General features: G+C 60.6%; 18 protein-coding genes, 1 tRNA gene and 1 pseudogene. 8 read left to right on the top strand and 12 right to left on the bottom strand.

What is annotated here, in order from left to right; all coding sequences use genetic code 11:
- Positions 1–104: 104 nt before the first annotated feature.
- Positions 105–1001: a 1-aminocyclopropane-1-carboxylate deaminase/D-cysteine desulfhydrase gene (locus tag ACN19L_RS14140; RefSeq protein WP_426490142.1), complete on the top strand. Its 897-nt coding sequence runs from the start codon at positions 105–107 to the stop codon at positions 999–1001.
- Here ACN19L_RS14140 and ACN19L_RS14135 read toward each other — a convergent pair.
- On the bottom strand, positions 963–2171 hold the full coding sequence (locus ACN19L_RS14135) for a hypothetical protein (RefSeq protein ID WP_426490141.1): 1209 nt from the start codon (positions 2169–2171) through the stop codon (positions 963–965). The two genes, ACN19L_RS14140 and ACN19L_RS14135, sit on opposite strands and share 39 nt — an antisense overlap.
- Before the next feature lie 244 nt (positions 2172–2415).
- Here ACN19L_RS14135 and ACN19L_RS14130 point away from each other — a divergent pair, with 244 nt between their 5' ends.
- A complete protein-coding gene (locus tag ACN19L_RS14130; RefSeq protein WP_426490140.1) occupies positions 2416–3045 on the top strand; it encodes a DUF4230 domain-containing protein in 630 nt (209 codons plus the stop codon).
- An 86-nt stretch (positions 3046–3131) separates the two neighbouring features.
- On the opposite strand, the gene ACN19L_RS14125 is transcribed toward ACN19L_RS14130, so the two are convergent.
- Together ACN19L_RS14125 and ACN19L_RS14120 are read right to left on the bottom strand one after the other, a co-directional pair.
- Positions 3132–3629 carry a regulatory protein RecX gene (locus ACN19L_RS14125; protein WP_426490139.1) on the bottom strand — a complete coding sequence of 166 codons (498 nt, stop codon included), beginning with the start codon at positions 3627–3629 and terminating at the stop codon, positions 3132–3134.
- 75 nt (positions 3630–3704) lie between these two features.
- On the bottom strand, positions 3705–5309 hold the full coding sequence (locus ACN19L_RS14120) for an ArnT family glycosyltransferase (RefSeq protein ID WP_426490138.1): 1605 nt from the start codon (positions 5307–5309) through the stop codon (positions 3705–3707).
- A gap of 156 nt (positions 5310–5465) precedes the next feature.
- On the opposite strand from ACN19L_RS14120, the gene ACN19L_RS14115 reads away from it, so the two are divergent.
- Positions 5466–8093: a DUF5686 and carboxypeptidase regulatory-like domain-containing protein gene (locus ACN19L_RS14115; protein ID WP_426490137.1), complete on the top strand. Its 2628-nt coding sequence runs from the start codon at positions 5466–5468 to the stop codon at positions 8091–8093.
- A gap of 174 nt (positions 8094–8267) precedes the next feature.
- Here the strand turns inward: ACN19L_RS14115 and ACN19L_RS14110 are convergent, their stop codons facing one another.
- Positions 8268–8549, bottom strand: coding sequence for a DUF4834 family protein (locus tag ACN19L_RS14110; RefSeq protein WP_426490136.1), 282 nt, complete (start codon positions 8547–8549; stop codon positions 8268–8270).
- 17 nt (positions 8550–8566) lie between these two features.
- Positions 8567–9319, bottom strand: a complete 753-nt coding sequence (locus ACN19L_RS14105; protein WP_426490135.1) for an FkbM family methyltransferase — start codon at positions 9317–9319, stop codon at positions 8567–8569.
- Between the two features lie 133 nt (positions 9320–9452).
- On the opposite strand from ACN19L_RS14105, the gene ACN19L_RS14100 reads away from it, so the two are divergent.
- Positions 9453–9528 (top strand) — tRNA-Thr (locus ACN19L_RS14100).
- A gap of 105 nt (positions 9529–9633) precedes the next feature.
- Here ACN19L_RS14100 and ACN19L_RS14095 read toward each other — a convergent pair.
- Positions 9634–10116 carry a hypothetical protein gene (locus tag ACN19L_RS14095; protein WP_426490134.1) on the bottom strand — a complete coding sequence of 161 codons (483 nt, stop codon included), beginning with the start codon at positions 10114–10116 and terminating at the stop codon, positions 9634–9636.
- A gap of 234 nt (positions 10117–10350) precedes the next feature.
- Between ACN19L_RS14095 and ACN19L_RS14090 the strand changes: the two genes are divergently transcribed.
- On the top strand, positions 10351–11109 hold the full coding sequence (locus ACN19L_RS14090; RefSeq protein WP_426490133.1) for an SDR family NAD(P)-dependent oxidoreductase: 759 nt from the start codon (positions 10351–10353) through the stop codon (positions 11107–11109).
- A 139-nt stretch (positions 11110–11248) separates the two neighbouring features.
- Here the strand turns inward: ACN19L_RS14090 and ACN19L_RS14085 are convergent, their stop codons facing one another.
- The gene (locus ACN19L_RS14085) at positions 11249–11614 is read right to left on the bottom strand and encodes a hypothetical protein (RefSeq protein WP_426490132.1); all 366 of its coding nucleotides are present in this window, start codon (positions 11612–11614) and stop codon (positions 11249–11251) included.
- Positions 11615–11927: 313 nt separating this feature from the next.
- Between ACN19L_RS14085 and ACN19L_RS14080 the strand changes: the two genes are divergently transcribed.
- Both ACN19L_RS14080 and ACN19L_RS14075 read left to right on the top strand, forming a co-directional pair.
- On the top strand, positions 11928–12527 hold the full coding sequence (locus tag ACN19L_RS14080) for a C40 family peptidase (RefSeq protein WP_426490131.1): 600 nt from the start codon (positions 11928–11930) through the stop codon (positions 12525–12527).
- 166 nt (positions 12528–12693) lie between these two features.
- A pseudogene (locus ACN19L_RS14075) lies at positions 12694–13047 on the top strand (YkvA family protein); the annotation flags it as partial.
- A 415-nt stretch (positions 13048–13462) separates the two neighbouring features.
- Here the strand turns inward: ACN19L_RS14075 and ACN19L_RS14070 are convergent.
- The 5 genes from ACN19L_RS14070 to ACN19L_RS14050 all read right to left on the bottom strand — a co-directional run bounded on the left by ACN19L_RS14070 (position 13463) and on the right by ACN19L_RS14050 (position 21041).
- Positions 13463–13735 (bottom strand): acyl carrier protein, encoded by a 273-nt coding sequence (locus tag ACN19L_RS14070; protein ID WP_125419264.1) that lies wholly within the window; start codon positions 13733–13735, stop codon positions 13463–13465.
- 174 nt (positions 13736–13909) lie between these two features.
- Positions 13910–17383 (bottom strand): efflux RND transporter permease subunit, encoded by a 3474-nt coding sequence (locus ACN19L_RS14065; protein WP_426490130.1) that lies wholly within the window; start codon positions 17381–17383, stop codon positions 13910–13912.
- 125 nt (positions 17384–17508) lie between these two features.
- Positions 17509–18648, bottom strand: a complete 1140-nt coding sequence (locus ACN19L_RS14060; protein WP_426490129.1) for an efflux RND transporter periplasmic adaptor subunit — start codon at positions 18646–18648, stop codon at positions 17509–17511.
- Positions 18649–18710: 62 nt separating this feature from the next.
- Entirely contained in the window at positions 18711–20402 is a 1692-nt protein-coding gene (locus ACN19L_RS14055; protein ID WP_426490128.1) for a TolC family protein, read from the bottom strand.
- A 24-nt stretch (positions 20403–20426) separates the two neighbouring features.
- The gene (locus ACN19L_RS14050) at positions 20427–21041 is read right to left on the bottom strand and encodes a TetR/AcrR family transcriptional regulator (protein WP_426490127.1); all 615 of its coding nucleotides are present in this window, start codon (positions 21039–21041) and stop codon (positions 20427–20429) included.
- Positions 21042–21335: 294 nt separating this feature from the next.
- Between ACN19L_RS14050 and ispF the strand changes: the two genes are divergently transcribed.
- A complete protein-coding gene (ispF, locus tag ACN19L_RS14045) occupies positions 21336–21815 on the top strand; it encodes a 2-C-methyl-D-erythritol 2,4-cyclodiphosphate synthase (protein WP_426490126.1) in 480 nt (159 codons plus the stop codon).
- The last annotated feature ends 152 nt before the right edge of the window (positions 21816–21967 follow it).

Here is a 21967-nt window from a genome sequence, read left to right as displayed (position 1 = left end):
TCGCGTGTTGATGTTGCAGAGTAATTCTGACGTCAGCACGCAAGATTCCTCGGCTTCGCTCGGAATGACGTCCTTGTTTATCACACGAAATCCAACCAGCCCTCATGCTACTTCAGCCACTTCCGGAGGCGGCGGCCGCGCGGGCAGGAGTGCAGCTCCTACTGCTGCGCGACGACCTGACCCACCCCGAGCTGCCGGGCAATAAGTGGCGCAAGCTTAAATACAACCTGCAGCAGGCCCGGCAGCAGGGCCACACCACCCTACTTACTTTCGGCGGGGCCTACTCCAACCACATTGCCGCCGTGGCCGCCACCGGCCGCCTCACCGGTCTGCATACCGTGGGCGTCATCCGCGGCGAGGAGCTGGCCACCCGCCCCCTGAACCCCACGCTAGCGCAGGTCCAGGCCGATGGCATGCGGCTGCACTTCCTTGACCGGGCCACCTACCGCCGCAAGCACGAGCCCGACGTGCTGGCGGCGCTGCTGCAGGAGTTGGGCCCGGCTTACGTGGTACCCGAAGGCGGCTCCAACGCCTGGGCCCTGCCCGGCTGCGCTGAGCTGGTAACCGAGCTGCGGACCCAACAGTCCTTCGATTACCTGTGCGTGGCCTGCGGCACGGGCGGCACGCTGGCGGGGTTTGCTACCGGTTTGCAGGGCACGGAGCAAGCCGAGGGCTTTGCCGCCCTGAAAGGCGCGGACTTTCTGCGCACCGACATCAACCACCTGCACCAGCACAGCATCGGCCGCCTTTACCCCAACTGGCACCTGCACACCGCTTACCACGGCGGCGGCTACGCCCGCCTCAGCCCGGAGCTGCGGCAGTTCCTTACCGGTTTCCACCAGCGCCACGGCATCCTCCTCGACCCCATCTACACCGGCAAGATGCTGCTGGGCGTGCTGGATTTGCTGGATCAGGGGTACTTCCGGCGCGGCAGCACCGTGGTGGCCGTGCACACCGGCGGCTTACAAGCCTGGGCTGGCTTTGGCAGCGCGCCCGGGTAGCCAGTACGCCACGGCCAGGCCCGCCAGCGCAAACACGCAGGGCAGCACCGGCAGCAGGAACCGCACGTCCCAGTCTTCCACCGTGAGCATCACCACCAAGCCCTGCAGCAGCACCACGCCGCCCAGAAACACCCGCGCCGGCAGCCACGCCCCCGCCGTGCGCAGCCCGCGCACCGCCAGCCAGTAGCAGGGGTAGATGAACGCCACAATCAGCAGAATGTGGCTCCAGGAATAGTAGGTTTTCACGTAGCTGAAAAACAGCAGCCCTTTCAGCGCGGCCAGCTTCAGGAAGTACACCGGATTGGCGAGGATGAAGTAGCCCAGCCGCAGCACCGGCGCGAGGCCCGACGGCGGCAGCTGCAGCGGTTCGGTGGGCTCCACCACCCAGGGCGTATAGCCGTAGATGATTTCGCCGCGCAGGTAGGTTTCTACCAGCGTGAAGGTGAGCAGCAGCTTATTGAGCACCCACCACCACAACGGGGCCAGCACCGCCAGCACCAGCAGGGCCCGCCGAAAAGCCCGCCGGTCCGGCTCCTGCCACAGCCGCGCCAGGCCGGCCAGCGCCGCGGCCCCGGCCACCACAAAGCCGTTGGGCCGCACAATACCCGCCAGCAGCACCAGTAGCCCAAACATCATCCAGCGCCCTGCTGGCCCGCGCCGGGCCCGCACCAACGCCCAGAACGCCAGAATAGTAAGGCTGGCAAACAGGCTTTCGGTGAGAAGGTACACGTTGAACTGCTGGGCATCGCGCCAGCCGATGAGGGCCGCCGTGGCCAGGGCCGCCGGCCGCCAGTCGAGGGCCTGGGGGGTGAGGCGGCGCAGGGTGCGGTAAAAGGTGCGGGCGGCCAGGCCGCTCACGGCCATCTGGCCCAGCACAATGCCCCACCAGCCGGCCCCCAGCTTCAGCCACAAACTGATAAACAGCGGGTAGCCCACGTAGCGCAGGTTATGGTCGCGCTCAAAGTGCCACTCCTGGGCAATGCGGGTGCCGTAGGCCAGGTAGCGGCCACTGTCGTTCACGTAGCGGGGGCCGTGGTGCTGAATCAGCAGGGACACCTGCACCGCCACCCACAGCCCCAGCAGCAGCCACCCGTGCCAGCGCTGCAGCCCCACCGGGCCGGGCGGAATGGCTGTTTCAGAAGCAGTTGACGACGGCGGGGCAATGCGCATACGCTGCAAAGGACGGGAAGAATATGAGGAGAATGTGAATTAATGTGCGGAATGTGATAAATGTGGCGAATAGGCCTTTGGCAGTCAGCCGGTACTTTGGCGCTGCTTTTTGCGTACAACGCGTAGCCTGTCTGTCTGCGTTATTATTCTCATTCCTCGCATTCCCCCATATTCCTCTCATCCTACACATCGGGCCACATTCTTCACAGTACACCACATTCCATCCTCATTCCCCACATTCATAATGCCCCACCTGTTCCGCCGTCTGCTGCCGCTGTTGTTTCTGGTTGCCCTGGGCTGGTTTCTTTGGACGAAGGTTCGTCCGGCCCTCACCGGTTTCGAAAACCCCTTGAACCCCGAGCTGCGCATCACCGTCACGCATAACACGGTGCTGGAAAAAGTGGAAGCCCTGGGCCGCATGGAGCTGGTGCGCTACCAGTTCAAGGATGTGGTAGAGTATAAAAAGAGCACCTACCGCTTCCTACCCGACGCCAAAGTGGCCCTCATCGTAGCCGGCCATGCCGTGGGCTGCCTCGATTTGCGCAAGGTGCGCGCCCAGGATGTGGTGCTGGAGGGCGACTCGGTGCTGCGCCTAGCCCTGCCCGAGCCGGAGCTGTGCGTGTGGCAGGTAGACCACAGCAAAAGCAAAGTGTATAGCGTGGAAAACGGCTTTTTCCAGGATGCGGAACTGGTAGATGCCGGCTACAAGTACGCCGAAGCCAACGTACGCACGGCCGCCCTGCAATCGGGCATCCTGGCCCAGACCACCCAAAACGCCGAGCTGGTTCTGCGGCCCATGCTGGAAACCATGACCGGCCGCCGCGTGGTGCTTACTCATCAGCTGCAGAACCCGCAACTGCCCGGCAAGCGGTAGCGCACCCCAGTATCCGGCCGCAAAAACAGTCCGTCGTGCTTCAGCAAGTCTGGCACAACGAGTTGGTATGAAGCAATGGTTCGGGGCTAATCCTCGTCTTCCGGCGCTTTGCCCAGGTCGTCGAGGGCCATTTTAATGAGGTCCTGCTCGTAGCCTTTGCTGGTGAGGTAGAGCTGGATTTTCTGGCGGCGCTTGCCGGGGTGGCTTTCCTTTTCCTGCCGGTCCTTTTTTTCCAGCAGGTCCACCAGGTTCTGGTAGTACTCGTCGCCGTCGATTTCCTTCATGCCCGCCTTAATGCAGTATTCCGACAGGCCCTTCTGCTTTAGCTCCTGCTGAATGCGGCGGCGGCCCCATTTCTTGCGGATGTGGCCGCGCACGAACGTCTGGGCGTAGCGCTCCTCGTCCAGAAACTTCTCCCGACTCAGCCGGATGATGATTTCTCCGGCTTCATCTTCATCCAGGCCATACTCGCGCAGCTTGGCCTCCACCTCCTTCTGGTTGCGGTCCTGATAGGTGCAGAAAGCGGCAATTTTCTGGAGGGCTTCGGCGGGCGTGTAGAATTTCTTTTTGGCGGGCTGCATCATAGGTACATCAGAAAAAACGCAAAGCAGGCAATCCGACCAGTGCGCTACTCACGACGCGCACCCGGGCCAAATCGTTCAGGGATTTTCGGCTATAACTGGCCGATCCGGGGCCGGACGGCGAGGTTCCAGGCGCACGCACCACGCGGGCCCGGCCAGCTTTACCAAAGGCACCAGCCGGAACCGGGTAGCCAACCACGCGTGGTCTTCAGGCCAGGTCCCCAGCACCTGCTGGCCCGCGCGCAACGACCTTAGCCCGGCCGGGTGCCGCGGGTGCATAACCAGCACCAACGGCCGGTACGAAGCAGGCAGCGTGAGTAGTATAAAATCGAGGGCACTGTTGAACTCGTCGCGCAATACTATCAGTTCGGGCCGCGGCAAGGTGCTTGTAGCAATCAGGGGTAGTGCGGCTTCGTACGCTAAGTGAGAGTTTTCAAGCAGGGTGCCGGCCTGCCGCTCATGGGTTTGCACCAGCACCACCGCCTCCACCATTACCAGCAGCCCTACGCCTACCTGCCATGCCCCAGCAAACGCAGGCCAGCGACGGGCCCAGACATCCCGCCAGGCCGTGAGCAGCCCGGCTGTCAGTAATGCCAACAGCGGCAGCAGCGGAGCCGCGTACCAGTGCGCCCGGTTTTGGGCCAGCGACAGTAGCACCATCGTGCCGGCAATCTGCCAAGTCAGAAACCGCAAGTATTCGGGTAGGTTACGCTGCCGGGCCACTGCCACCACGCTGGCCAGCAGCACCGGCGACCAAAGGGATAGGCCGGGGTGAAACCAGTAGTGCACGTATAGCCACCACGGCCGGTGTCCGGGCGTCAGGTGCGCCCCAAAACGCCCGGCCCAGTCGTTGTACCAGGAAGCGGCGACAAACCCAGGGGCGGCCCGCTCGCGCAGCACATAAAACGCCAGCAGCGGCAGGAAGGCGGCTCCCAGAGCTACCCACGTTGGCCAGTGCCGCAGTATGGCCCGGCGCCGGGCATCAGCCAGGGCGTAGATGGCCAGGGGCGGCAGAGGCAGACAGGCCGCCGCGCTTTTGCACAGCAAGGCCAAAGCCAGACTTAGCGCCGCTAGAAACAGCCAGCCGGAGCGGCCGTTACGCAGATAAATCCAGGCGCTGAGCAGGCAGGTAGTTGTGCACAGTGCCAGCAGGGCATCGTAGTCGCCGGTGCGGGTTACGTGCTCACTGTTGAACAACGGCATAGTAGCCAGAATAAATCCGGCCAGCAGGCCCACACCCGGCCGGCCCAGCCCCCACGCCCCAAACGCCAGCAGCACGCCCACCGTCAGCCAACCGCTGAGGGCCGCAGGCAGGCGCATAGCCCAGGCGGAGGCTCCAAACCACTGCATACTCAGAGCCTGCAGCCACGGCATCAGGGGCGGCTTGGTGTTCCAGGTATCGGGCGGGGCGGTACTGCGCGAAACCAGCCACGGGGAAACTACTGTCTCCCCGGCAGGCTGTTGCCATACCCGCAGCGGGTGCGGCCCCAAATTATCGTAGGCCGGGTCGGCACGCAGCACCAGCCAGTCGGTGGTACGCAGAATCCAGGCAGCATTTACTCCTACCCGGCCCTCGTCCCAGATACTCACGGGCGGCTTGCCGAGGCCATACAGAAACAGCGGCGCAGTAGCCAGCCAGCCCAGTAGCAGCAGCAGACACGAAGGAACAGAAATACGAGACATGCCGGACAACGGGAGAAACGCAAAGATAGGGGCCCTACTCAGCCCTGGCCGGGCAACAAGCTTAACCGGCAAATCGGCGGCCGACTCCCCTGGGCAGGCAACTGATGGACCTCAAATTATCTCTACCTTTCCGAAGCTGCACTTCTCTATTCGGTTATGCGTGTTTTTTGCTTATTCATCAGTTTTTTCCTGCTCAGTAGTCTAGCTCAAGCCGGAGTGGTGCGGGGCCGCATTTTGAGCGTGAAAGGGGAAGCCCTGGCCTTTGCTAACGTGGCGGTGAAAGGCACTACGCTCAACACCGCCTCCAACGAGCAAGGCAATTACCAGCTGCGCCTTACGCCCGGCCGCTACGAGCTGGTATTCCAGTACGTAGGCTTCAGGCCGCACCTGGAAACCGTGCGCGTGGCCGGCGGCGATACGGCTATGGTGCTGGACGTGAGCCTTACTCCCGAAAATTACCAGCTGCGGGAAGTGGTAGTGCGCGGCTCCGACAAAGACCCCGCCTACAGCATTGTGCAGCAGGCCATGCAGTGGCGGCGCTACCACCAGCGCGAGGTGGCCGCCTTCAAGGCCCGGGCCTACATTAAAACCCTGGGCCGCTTTACCGATGTGCCGGGCAAGATTCTGGGCCTGGTGAAGGTGGGACCGGATTTTAAGCCCGGGATTTTCTACCTCTCCGAAACCGTGTCGGAAATGAGTTTCCGCCAGCCCAACGTGGTGCAGGAACGCATGATTTCCTCCCGGGTGAGCGGGGACACCAAGGGCATCAGCTTCAACCGGGCCAGCGCCGGCCGGGGCCTCAATTTCTACCAGAACGTGCTGAAAAGCGGCTTTTCGGAACGGGGTTTCGTGTCGCCCATTGCGGCCAATGCCCCGCTGTTTTACCGCTTTGAGCTGGAAGGCAGCACCCAGCAGGGCAATCTGCTCATTCATAAAATAAAGGTGATACCCCGCCGCCGCACCGATCCGGTGTTTGCGGGCCACATCTACATTGTGGATGGCACCTGGCGGCTGCACTCCGTCAGCCTCGACCTGAGCAAGGATGCCCAGCTCAATTACGTTGAGAACCTGCACATTGAGCAGATTTTCGCTCCCGCGCCCGGCCCGTCCGATGTGTGGGTGATGCAGAGCCAGAAGGTAACGGTAGGCTTTACGGCGTTTGGGTTCAAGGGCAACGGCTTCATTACGGCCGTGCTATCCAACTACCGGGTAACGCCCACCTATCCCAACCGGCCGGCCCCCACGGTAGCCCCGCCCGCCCCCCCCGGCCAGGAGCCCGACGATGCCCCGGTTACCCGCGAAACGGTGGCGCAGGTGAAAAAGCAAAAGCCCAAATTGGACGGCCTGAGCCGGACCGTGCGCCGCCAGAGCCGGCAGGCCGAAGCCCGCGACACGATGAGCCTGGGTAAGCTGAAGCGCGGGGAAGTAATGCTGGTGGAAAAAGGCGTGAACGAGCGGGATACCGCTTATTGGGCCAGCATCCGGCCGGTACCGCTTACCCGGGAGGAGCAGAAGGATTACCACGTGAAGGACAGTACCGAGGTAATCCGTACCTCCCGCCCCTACCAGGACTCCCTGGACCGCAAGCGGAACGAGGTAGAAGTGGGCAAGTTTCTGCTGACGGGCTATACGTACAGCAACACCTTCCGGAAGCGGCAGTGGTACGTGGCTCCGGTATTCAACATCATCAACTATAATACCGTGGAGGGCGTAGTGGTGAATCCGCAGGCCACCTATACCCAGCGCACCGATAACCGGCGCACCTGGTCGGTTACGCCTAGCCTGCGCTACGGCTTCAGCAACAAGCTGCTAAGCCCCAGCGTGGCGGCCTCCTGGCAGCTGGATGCGGTGAAGCTCTCCCGGCTCAGCTTGCAGGCGGGGCGCAGCATCGAAAATTTCGACCCCAGCAGCCAGCTCACGCCGTTCATCAACTCCTACTACACGCTGTTCAAGAACCGTAACTACGCCAAGCTCTACCGCCGCGACGGGCTGGCGCTGGGCTACCAGTGGGAGCCACTGAATGGCTTCACCGTGCAGGCTACCGGCAGCTATTTTGTGCGCCGGGAGCTGCAGAACACCACCTTCAAGCTCATTCTCGACCAGCAGGGCCGGGCATTCACCGCCAATGTGCCGGTGAATGAGGAGCGGCCCGGCGGCACCCGATTCGGCCGCAGCGAGGCCCTGACCACGGAGCTTACGGCGTCGTTCCGGCCCGGCCAGCGCTACATCACCCGCCCCGACGGCAAGTTTAACCTGGGCTCCAAGTACCCCACGTTCCTGCTCACCTGGCGGCAGGGCATTGGGGGCGTACTGGGTTCTGAGGTGCGCTACACCTTGCTGGAAGCCGGCATCCGGCACTCCGTAAACCTGGGGCTGCTGGGCACCAGCAACTACCGAGCAGCAGCCGGTTTCTTCCCCGGCAACCCCCGCCTGGCCTTCATGGATTTCCGCCACTTCAGCGGCAACCGCACCTACCTGACGGAGGACTTCTCCAAGTTTCAGCTGCTGGACTACTACCGCTACAGCACCGCCGATAAGTTTCTGGAGGTGCACTACAACCACCATTTCAACGGCTTCCTGCTGAACAAGCTGCCGCTGCTACGCAAGCTGCAGTGGCAGGAGGTGGCCTCGCTCAACTACCTCACTACCCCTGCCGCCGGGCATTACGTGGAGGTGGGTGTGGGCATTGAGCACATCTACAAGCTACTGCGCGTCGATTTTTACACCGGTTTACAATCGGGCCAGCGAGTGGGTACCGGCGTCCGGCTGGGCTTCGGGTTCTAGGCTGGGCAACGTAAGCCCGTCATAACGCGGCGGCACAACGAAGCCCCCAAAGGACAGCGCAGCTAATTCATCCCGTCCAGGGTGATGCGCTTTGAGAAAAGAAAAGCCCCTGACGCTTACTGCCGTCAGGGGCTTTTTGATACCAGTATCAGGGGTTTTCTGTTTATCTCCTCATTATTTCACCTCTTCAAAATCCACGTATTCGCCGCCTTTGAACTCGGCGGGCTTGCGGGGCTTTTCCTTGGGCGGCACGTATTCTACGTGCACCTCGCCGGTGGCGGAGGGTCGGCGCGGGTTGTTGGGTTGCGCGGGGGCCGCAAATGGGCTGCTCCCGAACTGCTGCCCGAACTGGCGGGCCTGCTTTCTGAGCAGGTGGCTGATGATGAAGCGCATAAGCAGCGGCACCACGTACCGTCCAAACACCCACAGAACAAGCAGAATCAGCAGAAATTTCATCGGCAAAAAAGAAACGCCTAGGAAACGGGTTGAAAATAGAAGTCAGCCGTGACGGCGCTGGTCAGGTGGGCGTCGGTGCAGGGCTCCAGTTCCAAACGCGCCGACAGCACAAATGGTTTGTAGCCCAGGCCAGCCAGCAAATCGGCCACGGCCCGGCGGTTTTCCAGCCCGTTTAGCTCCGTCTGAATCAGGGGCCGAAACCGGCGCAGCGTATCCTGCATGTGCCGGAACACTTCGTACTCGAAACCCTCCACGTCACACTTCACAAAATCCAGCCGGGGCAGGTGAGCAAATAGCTCGTCGGGCACGCGCATGGGCACCTCATAGGTGCGGGCATAATGCTCGTTCGGGTTGCTGGCCGCCACTTTGGTCATGCCGTGGTGCAGCAGGCCGTTGCGCTCGGGCGTGCCCATCTGCACGGTAGTGGCCTCGCCGCCCAGCGCGTAGGGCAGCAGCGTAAGGTTGGCAATGCCGCTCAGCCGCACGTTTTCTTTCCAGATGGCCTGAAAATCGGGAATGGGCTCCACGGCCAGCACCTGCCCCTGCGGACCCGCCAACCGGGACAGTGCCACGGAGTAGTAGCCTAGGTTGGCCCCGATATCCAGGCACACAAAACCGGGCCGCACAATTTTCTCCAAGAAAAACAGCTCCGGGTACTTGCGGCGGCCCCAACCGGCCCCCACCAGCCGCAGGTACACCCGGCTCACTAGTTGGATGTACCGCTCAAAACCCAAAGTGCGGATCAGCAGCTTGCGCAGTTGTTTGATCATAACGCTGCAAAGATGCCGGAAACCCCGCAAACCCGACAGGGCCCCGCCGCGAAAAAAAATCGGTGGAGCTTGCGCGTTGTTCCCGCGGCTTTCTATCTTTGCTGCCCCTAGCAGAAACGCTGCCTGGGGAAATGCCTCTTTAGCTCAGTTGGTAGAGCAGCTCATTCGTAATGAGCAGGTCGTTGGTTCGAGTCCAATAAGGGGCTCCAGAAGCGCCGCTTCCAGTACTGGAAGCGGCGCTTTTTCATTGTATACCAACACAAAAAGGGCCCGATACAATCGGGCCCTTTTTGTGTAGAGGAAGCTGCGTTGCCTTATAGGTCAGCGGCGTAGTCGTCCTCACCGTAGCTGCGGGTGGCACCACGGTACACCGAGTCGCTGGATTTATTCCAGGTGGTGTCTTCGTCGCGGCTGCCGCGGTAAGTTTCGCCTTTGGGGCCGCTGCTCTTAGAGCGCAGGGCCAGCCAGCTCAGGCCGCCTACCAGCAGAGCACCACCAATTACTTTCTGCGTTGGCGAGAGGCTATTTACCTGATCAACGGCTTTCGTGCTGAAATCCTTGGCTTTTGCGCTCAGGTCTTTTACCTGCTGTGAGAGTTGATTTACGTCGATGTTTTTCAGCCATTGCTGCTGATCCAGCCACGATTTCTGCTGGTCGTTCTGACGCGACGAGCGGTCCGAAGTAGTGTTTTCCGAAGAAGCCGAAGCTTCCGACGAGCCATTTACCTCGCTGGCGGGGGTGAAGGTGATGTGCTTATGGGCAGGAGCGCCGGGCTGATGTGATTTTTGCGTGCTCATGGGGAGAAGGTTTCGTGATAGAAAGGAAGATAGTCGTGACCATCAGGCCATTTGCCTCCCTATTCGTGAAAAACACTCAGAAGGTTGCCGGAAGATTCTACTGAGCACACGCTGCTTTGCCGCTAGCACCTAGTTTCAACTGGGTGGCAATCGACACAAACTAACCAACCACCGCAAACATCCGGACCAGCTTCCCGTTAGGAAAGCTCATCCGTCATTGCATTCGCTGCCGTTATGCCTTTTACAACCATCCCCGACCCCGCTAAACGATTCAAGGACAAAGTATGCTTCGTGACCGGAGCCACCTCCGGTATTGGTCAGGCTGTGGCCATCCGTATGGGCCGGGAAGGCGGGCGCATTGCCGTCATCGGCCGTGATGCCGAGGACGGCAAAAAAACCGTGCAGCTTATCAAACAAGCAGGCGGCGAAGCCCTGTTCATTCGTACGGATGTCGCCAAGGATAGCCAGCTGGTGCACGCCGTGGAGCGCACCCTCAAGGAGTGGGGCCGCGTGGATGTACTAGTGGATAACGCCGGTATGATGACCTTTGAGCCCATTCTCACGCTCGACCCCAAAGAGTGGGACCACCTGATGCAGGTGAATCTGCGGCCGCTGTTCCGGCTCTGCCAGCTTTGCCTGCCCCACATGAAAGGCGGCAGTATTGTAACGGTCAGTTCCGTGCATGCCCAGCAAACCACCGCCAATGTAGTTCCCTACGCCGCCAGTAAAGGGGCCATTGAAGCGTTTGTACGGGGGCTCAGCCAGGAAATTCCGTACACCCACGCCCGCATCAACGCCGTAGCGCCCGGGGCCGTGGATACGCCCATGCTCTGGAGCAACCCTAATGTAAAAAGCGGCAAAGAGAAAATTACCGGCCAGGTAGGCACCCCCGAGGAACTGGCCGCCGCCATCTGCTTCGTGGCCTCCACCGAAGCCAACTTCATGAATGGCACCACCCTGGTAGTGGATGGTGGCCGTCTGGCAGCCTTATAAGTGGTAAAAAGGTAAACTGGTGAGTCTGACGTTCGGACGGCACCAATAGAATGCAGCCGCCCCATCATCCTCTGGTTATGCCAGGGATGATGGGGCGGCTCCTGTGTAATCCGAGCGTCAAACCCTGCACTTCACCACCTCACGATTTCACCTTCGGCGTGGGGTGCCGCTCGTTGGGGCCGGGCAGCGGCTTGCCCTGGGCGTAGAGGTGGGCATTGAACTCGGCCGCGTTTCGGGCCTCCACTTCAAAGGGGATATGATAGTAGCCGTACCGCACCCAGTCGCGCAGATACCGGGCCAGGAAACCCAGCCGCCCATACTGCTGAAACTGCCGGATGTGCTCCATCTCGTGCGCTACCCAAAAGGGGTCCTGCAGGAATTGCTCCCGGCTTACCCCGCTCAGATGAATACTGTTACCCAGCACCATAGCCACGTTGGAGGCTCCCAGCTTGGTGCGGGCCACCCGGGCAAACGGGGAGTTTTCAACGATACGGGGGAGCTGCATGAGGCTAATAAAAGTGGGCAGAAGTTACGGAACGAATCAAAAAGAGGTTGCTGGCTACAGTAGTAATTTTTGACCGTTTAGTTGTGTCTTTAGAAGAAATTCACAGGAAAATGGGAGAAATTAGATCAGGTCTGAATTTTTGGACTTAGCTTTAACCAATGGCCATCGTCAAATCCAAGGGTTTCGTCGGCCAGAAAGGTCTTTTTCTTTCTCTTTTTGTCATCCGGGTTTTCCGGTTGCCTATCGACTAGCACACAGCACGCATATCCCGTTCGGCTGACCCCAGCGGGCCTTCTTCCTCCCACGACGGACAATGAAAAACAGCATTCTGTATTGCCTCGCCGCGGCCTCGATGGTCCTGTCTTTTTTCTTCGAACAAAATCCCTCGGCTACGGCTGGTTCGCCGCTGGCCACCACGCAGGAAGCCTCACTGCTCGGCAGCCTGTTCTCCGGTGATGAAGAGGCCCGCGTACTCACAGCCTCCGACTCCGTAGCCTACGATAAAGTAGCCCACCGCCTCGGGATTGAGGCCAGCTACGACGCCGATAAAACCCTGCTGGAAACCGTAGTATCGTGGTTAGGTACTCCTTACCGTTACGGCAGCAACAGCAAAAGCGGTACCGACTGCTCCGGATTTGTGACCCGCGTATTCAAAGAAGCGTACGGCATCACCCTGCAGCGTAGCTCGCGCTCCATGTTCACCAGCGTGAAGCACGTGCAGAAGGACGAAATGCAGACCGGTGACCTGGTTTTCTTCCGCCGGGGTCCGGGCCAGCCCATCTACCACGTAGGCATCTACCTGAAAGACGGCAAGTTTGCCCACTCGGCCACTGGCGGCGGGGTTATGGTAAGCTCTCTGCACCAAGCCTATTATAGCCGCAATTTCTACGCCGCCGGCCGCGTAGAGCGCTAAGCCTCCCCCATCCCCGATTTACTGAAACGCTCCGTTCCTGCCGAACGGGGCGTTTTTGTTTTTTCTGCGACCTTCGGCCCGGAAAACCATTTAGGCCGAAGTGCGGTATAGCACACGGCCGGAAACCTGTAGTTCGGCCTCCACTCCTTTCTCTCCCTCCGCAGCCATGGACAAACAGACTCCCAAAGGCCAGGACATAGCCTCCTCCCCTATTTTCAAGAAATTCGTCGGGAAAGCCGAGGAATATATGAAGAAGCCCACGCGCATGAAGCAGTTGCTGAATGACGCGTATACCAAAGCCAGCGAAAAGAAGGACGTGGGCTCCATTGCCCACGAAGCCTGGGAGACCCTGCAAACGATGCTGCGCCTCATTCGCACTTCTATTTCGGGGGAATACACGGGCCTGCCCACCTCCACCGTTATTGCGGCCGTAGCCGTTACCATTTACTTCCTTAGCCCCATCGACCTGATTCCGGACTTTATTCCGGTGCTGGGCTTGTTGGATGACGTGGCCCTGGTGGCGTGGTTCAGCACTACCATTAAGGAAGAAATGGATAAGTTTCTGGAGTGGGAGAAAACCCGCCCCAGCGTGGTAGAAGACGCCACCGTGGTAGAGGATGAGCCGATAACTTCACAGCCCCGCTCGGCTTCGGGCCACGCCGCTTCCAGCACCAATGCTTCCGGCACCGACCAAACTTCGGCCACACTGCACCACGATATAGCGTCCACCACTACCGACAGCAGCCGGGAGCCCAGCGGAACTGCTGAAAGCCGCCCCAGCGGCGGTGATGCCGGCGGTAACGTCCGCTAGGCCTCACTAACCAGCCAAGAGGAAGCCCCGTGGGAGCGGCCGCACACGCAATGCGCCGCCCCCACGGGGCTTCATACGTTTGGGAATGGGTACTGCCTGGCGGCTAATGCCCGCCAGTGGCTACTTACGCGGCCTGCTGCTGAGCAGGCGTGTGGGTTACCACGTACTTCACAAAATCACCCACGGTAGCCAAAGGCACTTCATCCGGAATGGTGATGTGGAAGTTACGCTCCAGCTCCAGAATGATGTCCACGACATCCACCGTATCAAAGCCGAACTCCCGGCTCAGGTCGGTACCGATACGCAGGCGGCGGGCCTTGATGGCCTTGCGCTTGCTGATAATGCGCAGCACTTGCTGCTGAATGGTTTTGGGGGCGGTAGTCGTTGAGATGACCATACGAGGAACGACAGGGGTACAGGGGAGAAAAAAGCGAGCAAACACGGCTGGCTCCAGCGCCGGCCCGCCCGTTCGGGCGGAGGAGTATGCTGGCCCCCACAATGGTTGCACATCACGAGAGAAAAAAACAATGGCCGGACCACCGGGCGGGGGCCCGGCCATTGCGCAAACCGCTTAGTGCGAAAGCACCGGCGGACGAGCAGCCTCTACCTCTTCGGCATCGGCTACGGGTTCAGGTTCTTTTTTGAGACGCAGCTTCAGGCTCTCACTCAGCAGATACATTACCGGTACTACCAGCAGGGTAATGGCGGTGGCAAACACCAACCCGAAGATGATAGTCCAGGCCAGCGGGCCCCAGAACACCACCGACTCACCCCCGATGAAGAAATGGGGGTTGCCGGAGGCAAAGAGTTCGTAGAAGTCCACGTTCAGGCCGATAGCCAGCGGAATCAGACCCAGGGTGGCAGCCGTGGCCGTCAGGATTACCGGGTTGAGACGGGTACGGCCGGCCAGCACAATGGCCTCGCGCAGCGGCATGCCCTGGGCGCGCAGGATGTCGGTGAATTCCACCAGCAGAATCCCGTTTTTCACCACAATGCCCGCCAGGGCAATGATACCCACGCCCGTCATGACGATGGAGATGTTCATGCCCGTAATGGCCAGACCCCAGAACACCCCGGCAATAGAGAACAGCACTTCCGAGAGAATGATAACCGGCTTGCTGAACGAGTTGAACTGCGTTACCAGAATCAGGAAGATGAGGGCCAGGGCACCCAGACCCGCCAGGGGCAGGAAGTCGGTGGTTTCCTTTTGGTCTTCCTCAGCCCCACCCATTTTGATGGTATAGCCGGCCGGCGTGGGGAACGACTGCAGGGCCGTGCGGATGTTGGCCACCACATCAGGGCCGGTGTATCCGTTGAGCACGTTGGAGCTGATGGTGATGACGCGCTTGGTGTCTTTGCGCCGGATACCGCCGTAAGTGCTGCCGTAGGTTACCTGGGCAATGGACGAAATGGGCACCTGGCGCACGGCTCCGGTGGCGTCGCGGAACGTGAGGGGGGCGTTGATGATGGCGTCCACGTCGTTGCGGTAGGGCTTGGCGTAGCGCACCTGCACGGGGTACTCATCGTCGGAGGTCTTGAATTTGCTGGCTTCCGAACCGTAGATGGCCGTGCGCACTTCCATGCCAATCTGGCCAGTGCTGATGCCTTCCCGGTTGGCCCGGGTCCGGTCAATGTTCACGGCAATTTCGGGGTTGCGGTCCTCCAGGTTGGAGCGCAGGGCTTCCACGCCGCCAATGTTGAGCGAATCCACGTAGCGGGTTACCTTCTTGCTGAGCTTAGCCAGCGTAGGGTAGTCGTCGCCAATCACCTCAATGGCAATGGGCTTTTGCTGGGGCGGGCCGCTGGCTTCCTGGTCCACCGAAATTTCGGCGCCGGGAATACCTTTCACCACCTCCCGGATTTTGTCCATGTAGGTGCCGGTAGTCGGTCCGGTCCGGTCGCTGAGCTCTTTGAAAGCCACAGCTACCTTGCCCATGTTCGACATAGCCGTGCCGCTCGACGACGAAGCGTCGCTCGGGTCACCGGCGCCAATGGCCACGTTGGTAATCACCGATTCCACGTCGGGGTTGTTGCGGCCAATCACGCCGTAGATGCGGTTTTCCAGCACTTTGGTGATGGAGTCGGTAATTTCTACGCGGGTACCCACCGGCATTTTCAGGTAGGTATAGATAAATTTCGGGTCGCCTTTCGGGAAGAAGTCCACTTTGGGGCCGCGCATGCCAATGGCTACAAACGAACCCACGAACAGCACCACCACACCCACCATTACCAGGGCCGGATGGCTGATGGCCCAGCGCACCAGGTTGGCGTAGCCGTTCTGGAACTTGGGCAGGGCGCGGGTCTGGAACCAGGCAATCATCTTCACCAGCACAAACTTGTCGAGCAGGATGAAGCCGGCCAGGGCCAGGCAGATATTGCCGATGAAGTGACCAATCAGGCCGCTGGTTTCGCCATCGGGGCCTACCTCGGGCGTAGCACCCAGGGCCAACACGTTGAACAGGATGCCCAGCGCCACCAGTACGCCCACGGCAATTTTGAGGCCTTTGCTCAGCTTGGGCTTGCTGTGCAGGTCTTCCTCGAAGTGCTCCTCGCGCTCCATGAAGCTCACGGCAAACACCGGGTTCATGATGAAGGCCACCACCAGCGACGACATCAGGGTGATGATGAGCGTCACGGGCAGGTAGTACATGAACGAGCCCACAATACCGGGCCAGAACATCAGCGGCACGAAGGGCGCTACCGTGGTGAGCGTACCAGCCAGTACCGGCACGAATACCTCACCAGCCGCGAACTTGGCGGCTTTTTCGGTACTCAGCTCGGGGTGCTCGTGCAGGAGGCGGTGGGTGTTTTCGATGACCACAATGGCGTCGTCCACCACAATGCCCAGCGCCAGCAGGAAGGCGAAGAGCACAATCATGTTCAGCGAGAAATCGAAGCCCGGAATAATCAGGAAGGCCAGGAACATCGAAATCGGCACGGACAGACCCACGAACATGGCGTTGGTGGTGCCCATGAAGAACAGCAGGATGGCCGTTACCAGCAGGAAGCCGATAACGATGGTGTTAATCAGGTCGTGCAGCGTAACGCGGGTGTCGTTGGAGGTATCACCGGTGATGGTCACCTTCAACTCGCTGGGCAGCGTTTTCTCCGCATCCTTCACCAGCGCCTTGATTTTATCGGAGGCGTCAATCAGGTTTTCGCCCTGGCGCTTCACCACGTTCAGGGTAATGGCGGGCTTGCCATCCAGGCGGGCGTACGACTCCCGATCCTTGAAGCCGTCCGTCACGGTGGCAATGTCCCCGAGGCGCACGGCGGCTCCGTTGAGGTTCTTCACCTGAATGTCGGCAATGTCTTCGGCGCGCACATACTGGCCGGCCACGCGCACGGCCCGCTTCTGGGAGCCCACGTCCACGGAGCCCCCCGAAATGGTCACGTTTTCGCGGGCAATGGCGTTGCTGATGTCGGAGAAGCCCAGGCGGGAAGCCCGCAGCTTGTTCAGGTCCACGTCCACGTTCACCTGCTGATCGAGGGCGCCTACGATGTCCACGCGGGTAATTTCGGGCAGGGCCTCAATCTTATCCTGGAAGTCGTCGGCGTACTTTTTAAGCTGGGCGGCGGGCAGGTTGCCGCTCAGGTTCACGAACATGATGGGCTGCTCCGAGATGTTGATTTCCTTCACCGTCGGCGGCGAGGGCAAATCATTCGGCAGCTCGGGCGCGGCTTTGTCCACGGCGTCCTTCACCAGCTGCTTGGCGTACTGTACGTCCACGCCCGAGTTAAACTCGATGTCGACAATACAGTAGTCCTGGTTGGAGGTGGAGTTAATTTTCTTCACCCCGTTGATGCTTTTCAGCTCCTTTTCGAGCTGGCGCGTCACCAGGTTTTCAATATCTGCCGGCGAGGTACCGGGGTAAATAGTGGCCACGATAATCCGCGGAATCACGATGTCGGGAAATTTCTCCTTGCCCAGCTTGATGTAGGCAAAAATCCCCGCCACGCACAGCAGCACCGTGATAATGTAGATGCTGGTTTTGTTATTGATGGACCAACTGGTCGGCCCAAACTCTTTTTCTAAATCCTGCATGGCTTTTTCTTTGAGCTGATTAGCTGATGTAGAGACGCGACACTTCGCGTCTCATTGCCAGAACGACCACCAGGGCCGTTCAACGCGGAGACGCGAAGTGTCGCGTCTCTACATCAGGCAGTCCCCTACAGGGTCACTGCCTGGCCTTCGTTCAGGGTCTGGTAGCCAGCGGAAATCACCTGGTCGCCGGCTTGCAGGCCGCTGGTTACTTCCACTTTGCCGTTGTAGGTCTGCCCGGTCCGGATGATGCGTTTGGCGGCTACTCTCTTACCGCCTTTCTCCCCTACTACCAGCACATAGCTGTTCTGTTCGTCCTTCTGCACCAGGTCCACGGGCAGCACAGTAGCGCTTTGGCGGGCGTAGTTCTGGATACGCACGTTGGCTACCATGTTGGGGCGCAGCTGGCCAGCCTTGCTGCCACTCAGGCGCAGCTCTGTGGTGAAGGTGCGGCTGGTGGGGTTAATGGTGCTGCTTACCACGCGCACGGTGGCGGGCAGCTCCTCATTACCCAGGTCCGGAATGGTTACCAGGGCCTGGTCGCCGGCCTTGATGCGGGAGGCGTAAGCTTCCGATACATCGGCCAGAATCTTGCCCGAGCCGCTGCTGCTGATGAGCTTTACCACCGGGGCACCGGGGGCAACCGTTTCGCCCAGTTTGGGCAGCACGTCATCCACGGTACCCGAGAACGGGGCCACTACGGTGTAGAGGGCACGCTGCTGATTGAGCGTAGCCAGGTTGCGCTGCAGGGCTTGGTAATTATTTTTGGCCTGCAGATACTGGATTTCGGTACCAATCTGCTGTTTCCAGAGGCGGTCCTGCTTCTCATATACCACGCGGGCCAGGTCCATGCGGGTGCGCAGCTCGGCAATGCTGGCGTCAAGAATGCTGGCATCCACCGTGGCCAGCGTCTGGCCCTTGCTTACCCGGTCGCCGCGCTGCACACGCAGGCTGGTGAGCGTGCCGGCGGCGCGGGCGGCCACGGTGGCATTCTGGTCGAAGTCCACGCGGCCCTGCAGCTCCAGGTAGCTCTTGAAGCTCTCGGGGGCTACTTTGATGACGGATACGGGCGTGGTTTGGGCGGCAGCGGCTTCGGCGCCGGCCCCGGTTTTGGCTTCCAGCTCGGCAATTTTAGCCTGGTTGGCCGCCTGCTCTTTTTTCAGCTCGGCCAACTCGGCCTTGGGGTCTTTTTTGCCGCCGCAGGCAGCAGCGAACAGGCTGAGGGCTACTAGCTGGTAGCTGATAGCTTTAGGCAGGGAAAAGTTCATATCGATGTGGCAGGGAGAATGTCGGAGAAAACGCTAACAGCCAGCAGCCATCAGCGAACAGCTTACTTTTTGGCTTGATTGTACAGCTCGCCGGTGGCTTTGTCCCGGTCCACTTTGGCTACCAGCACGTCGTACACGGCGGCGTAGTAGTTGGTCTGGGCTTCGCGCAGGCTGGTTTCGGCCGTTACCACTTCCAGGTTGGAGCCTACGCCCTCCTGAAACTTGATGCGCGACACGCGGGCCACATCGGCGGCCAGGTCGAGGTTGGCTTTCTGGTTGTCCAGCACGTCCAGGGCGTTGATGAGCGTGGTGCGGCTCTGGGCATCCTGCAGATCAATGCTCTGGCGCAGGGTTTCAAAGCCCTTCTCGATGGTCTGCTGGGCAATGCGGGCCTGCTGCACCTGGTACTTGCGGCGGAAACCATCAAACACCGGAATCTGCAGGCTCAGGCCCACGTTCCCGAACCCAAACCAGTTCTGGTTGGGGAAGCCGTTGCTGGCCCGTGAGTCGGGGCCGCGGAAGGCAAACAGGTCGCCGGGCTGCTTGGCCGAACCCGAGAAACCATAGGCTGCCGTAGCCAGCAGGCGCGGGTAGGCCCCGGCCCGGCGGTTGGCCAGGTCCAGTCCGGCCAAAGCCTGCTGGGTTTCCAGCGTGCTGAACTCAATGCGGTTGTTGTAGTTGAAGGCGGCGGCCAGCTGCCCGGTACGCGCCCCGCTGAGGGCCGTTTGCTGGTCCTGCTGACGCTGGGCGTCAGTGTTGCCGGAAGTTGGCGCGGTGCCAGCAGGCACACTGCCCAGGCCGGTAACACCGCCGCCATTCGTAGCACTGGCCACGCCCAGACGCTGGCGCAGGGCACCGGCATCCACCACGGCGGCCCCCAGCGAGTCGGTCAGCTGCACGGTCTGGCTCTGGGGCAGGCCCATCTGGAATTTCAGCAGGGCCACGCTCAGCTCCGTGAGGCGCTGGGCTTTCTGCTGCTCCACCAGCAGGTTGTTGCGCTGCACCTGCAGGCGCTGTACATCCAGCTTCTCGGCAAAACCGGCCTTGAAGGTTTCGTTGGTCTGGTACAATACCGTATCGAGGCGCTGCACGTTGCGGGCCAGCAGGGCCAGGCGGGCGCGGGCGACCAGCGTACTGTAGTACGCTTTGCTCACCTGCTCCACCACGTCAATTTCGGCTTGCTGCGTCTGCTTCTTGGCCAGATCCTCGTACACCTTGGCGGCTTTCAGGCCGATGAGGTAGGAACCATCGAACAGCAGCTGCGACACGGAGGCGCTGGTGTTGCCGGCCCACTGCAAACCGAAGGCAAATGCCTGCGGTGGCACCGGGTCGCGGGGCAGCGTTACCGTGCCCAGGTTTACCGTTTGTCCACCCTGCGCGGCAGCAATATCAGCCTGCGTGAGGGTGGTGGCGGTGCTGCCGCCGCCCAATGCCCCAAAGTCAACCAGACTCTTCTGCAGCTTAAAGTTGTCGGCCACGTTGGCCGCTACGTTCACCTGCGGCAGGCCGGCGGCTTTAATTTCGCCCACCTTGGCCCGGGCCGTCTGCTCGTTCAGGCGCGTCGCCAGCAACGACGACTTGTTCTTGACGGCGTAGTCGATGGCTTGCTGCAAACTCAGCGGCATCAGGCCCACGGCCGCGGAGGTAGCCAGCGCCGGCTGCGGGGCCGGGGCCGTCTGCGCCAGGGCGGCCCCGGCGGGGGCCAACAGGCCCGGACCGGCGGCCAGCAGCATAACGCGGAAATTGTTTTTCATAACAGGGAAAGCAGGTGATGAAGCTTATTCTTCTTCCGTCACGTGACGGTACTCATTCAGTAGTTTGTGGCCTTTCAAGGATACCACGCCCAGCAGAAAATGCTCGTTACAGGCTACCTGCACCCGCATCTGGTCGAACTGCTGGGGCGGGTACACGTCGGGGTCGAACAGCACGTCAATCTGGGCCAGGCGCAGGCGCGAGAGCACCTCAATGTCGAGGTCGGCGCGGTAGAGGCCTTCCTGCACGCCCCGGCGCAGGTTGGCCTGGATCTGCTGCAGAATAAAGCGGCTTTTATGCTCGTGAAATAGCCCCCAGGCGGCGGGGTAGTACTTGCGCAAATCGTGAATGGCGTTGGGGTTGATGTTGGCAAACTGCCGCTTGGCCCAGTCCATTATCTGCACCATCTCGTCCACGGCGTTGAGGGCGTGGCCGCTGATGCCTTCGCACTCCCCCTGCACGCCCGTGAGGTGGTTGCCGATAACGGCCGACACAATCTGGTCTTTGTTCTCAAACCACTTGTAGAGCGTCTTTTTGGAGATGCCCAGGTGGGTGGCAATGTCGTCCATCGACACGCTCTTAATCCCGTTGCGGGTGAAGAGGCCGATGGCGGCCTGCAGAATTCGGTCTTTGATTTCCATGACTACGCCGGCAAAGGTACGCTGGAAACTTTTAACGATTCCTAAGTTTCCATACCTTTTTTTCTATGCATTAGGACGAAACCGGACTGGTCTGCCTCACCTGACGCATGAGACGCGGTTTTACCTTGCCCGGAACCAAAATTTTTTCGGAGCCCCAACCCGCGCCGTTGCCGTACCTTGCCACGGCTTACTGGGTTTTTCGTGCTTTGCTTTTCGTTTTCTGGCCTCCACAGCGCCACCAACCGAGCAGGCCAACCCGAAAAACGCAGTCCGAAAAACAAAAAACGACCTCCTATGAAAATCCGGACCGGCTTCGGCTACGACGTTCATCAGCTGCGCGAAGGCCTGCCCTTCTGGCTGGGTGGCATTCAGGTGCCGCATACCCACGGCGCCCTGGGCCACTCCGATGCCGACGTGCTCATCCACGTTATCTGCGACGCGCTGCTGGGCGCAGCCAACCTGCGCGACATTGGCTTCCACTTCCCCGACACCGACCCGCAGTACAAGGGCATCGACAGCAAGCGGCTGCTGGCCGAGGTAGTGCGCCTGCTCACGGAGCGCGGCTACCGCATCGGCAACATCGACTCCACCATTTGCCTGGAAGCCCCCAAGGTGAACCCGCACATTCCGGAAATGCAGCGCGTGCTGGCCGGGGTAATGGGCCTTGATGCCGACGACATCAGCATCAAAGCCACCACTACCGAGAAGCTGGGTTTTGTGGGCCGCCGCGAAGGCGTGGCCGCCTACGCCGCCGTGCTGATTACCAAAGAGTAGGCACCCCCTGTAGCGCGGAGCCTCTGCTTCGCGCCCGCCGGCACAATACCCGCTGATGCGGGTGTCAGCAGCCAGGCGCGAAGCAGAGGCTTCGTGCTACGGTGGGGCCGGCCATCGGATGCAGCCTTTTCCCGCGGCCTTGTCTTTAGCCC

The sequence above is a fragment of the Hymenobacter sp. 102 genome, from assembly GCF_049949205.1.
In the GTDB taxonomy this organism is placed as follows: domain Bacteria; phylum Bacteroidota; class Bacteroidia; order Cytophagales; family Hymenobacteraceae; genus Hymenobacter.
The sequence above is the reverse complement of the archived record's forward strand: the minus strand, read 5'-3'. Positions and strand labels throughout refer to the sequence as shown.

Excerpts from the sequence above, each read along its gene's own strand:
- ACN19L_RS14140 (WP_426490142.1), top strand. The coding sequence starts at position 105 with ATGCTACTTCAGCCACTTCCGGAGGCGGCGGCCGCGCGGGCAGGAGTG.
- ACN19L_RS14135 (WP_426490141.1), bottom strand. The coding sequence starts at position 2,171 with ATGCGCATTGCCCCGCCGTCGTCAACTGCTTCTGAAACAGCCATTCCG.
- ACN19L_RS14130 (WP_426490140.1), top strand. The coding sequence starts at position 2,416 with ATGCCCCACCTGTTCCGCCGTCTGCTGCCGCTGTTGTTTCTGGTTGCC.
- ACN19L_RS14125 (WP_426490139.1), bottom strand. The coding sequence starts at position 3,629 with ATGATGCAGCCCGCCAAAAAGAAATTCTACACGCCCGCCGAAGCCCTC.
- ACN19L_RS14120 (WP_426490138.1), bottom strand. The coding sequence starts at position 5,309 with ATGTCTCGTATTTCTGTTCCTTCGTGTCTGCTGCTGCTACTGGGCTGG.
- ACN19L_RS14115 (WP_426490137.1), top strand. The coding sequence starts at position 5,466 with ATGCGTGTTTTTTGCTTATTCATCAGTTTTTTCCTGCTCAGTAGTCTA.
- ACN19L_RS14110 (WP_426490136.1), bottom strand. The coding sequence starts at position 8,549 with ATGAAATTTCTGCTGATTCTGCTTGTTCTGTGGGTGTTTGGACGGTAC.
- ACN19L_RS14105 (WP_426490135.1), bottom strand. The coding sequence starts at position 9,319 with ATGATCAAACAACTGCGCAAGCTGCTGATCCGCACTTTGGGTTTTGAG.
- ACN19L_RS14095 (WP_426490134.1), bottom strand. The coding sequence starts at position 10,116 with ATGAGCACGCAAAAATCACATCAGCCCGGCGCTCCTGCCCATAAGCAC.
- ACN19L_RS14090 (WP_426490133.1), top strand. The coding sequence starts at position 10,351 with ATGCCTTTTACAACCATCCCCGACCCCGCTAAACGATTCAAGGACAAA.
- ACN19L_RS14085 (WP_426490132.1), bottom strand. The coding sequence starts at position 11,614 with ATGCAGCTCCCCCGTATCGTTGAAAACTCCCCGTTTGCCCGGGTGGCC.
- ACN19L_RS14080 (WP_426490131.1), top strand. The coding sequence starts at position 11,928 with ATGAAAAACAGCATTCTGTATTGCCTCGCCGCGGCCTCGATGGTCCTG.
- ACN19L_RS14070 (WP_125419264.1), bottom strand. The coding sequence starts at position 13,735 with ATGGTCATCTCAACGACTACCGCCCCCAAAACCATTCAGCAGCAAGTG.
- ACN19L_RS14065 (WP_426490130.1), bottom strand. The coding sequence starts at position 17,383 with ATGCAGGATTTAGAAAAAGAGTTTGGGCCGACCAGTTGGTCCATCAAT.
- ACN19L_RS14060 (WP_426490129.1), bottom strand. The coding sequence starts at position 18,648 with ATGAACTTTTCCCTGCCTAAAGCTATCAGCTACCAGCTAGTAGCCCTC.
- ACN19L_RS14055 (WP_426490128.1), bottom strand. The coding sequence starts at position 20,402 with ATGAAAAACAATTTCCGCGTTATGCTGCTGGCCGCCGGTCCGGGCCTG.
- ACN19L_RS14050 (WP_426490127.1), bottom strand. The coding sequence starts at position 21,041 with ATGGAAATCAAAGACCGAATTCTGCAGGCCGCCATCGGCCTCTTCACC.
- ispF (WP_426490126.1), top strand. The coding sequence starts at position 21,336 with ATGAAAATCCGGACCGGCTTCGGCTACGACGTTCATCAGCTGCGCGAA.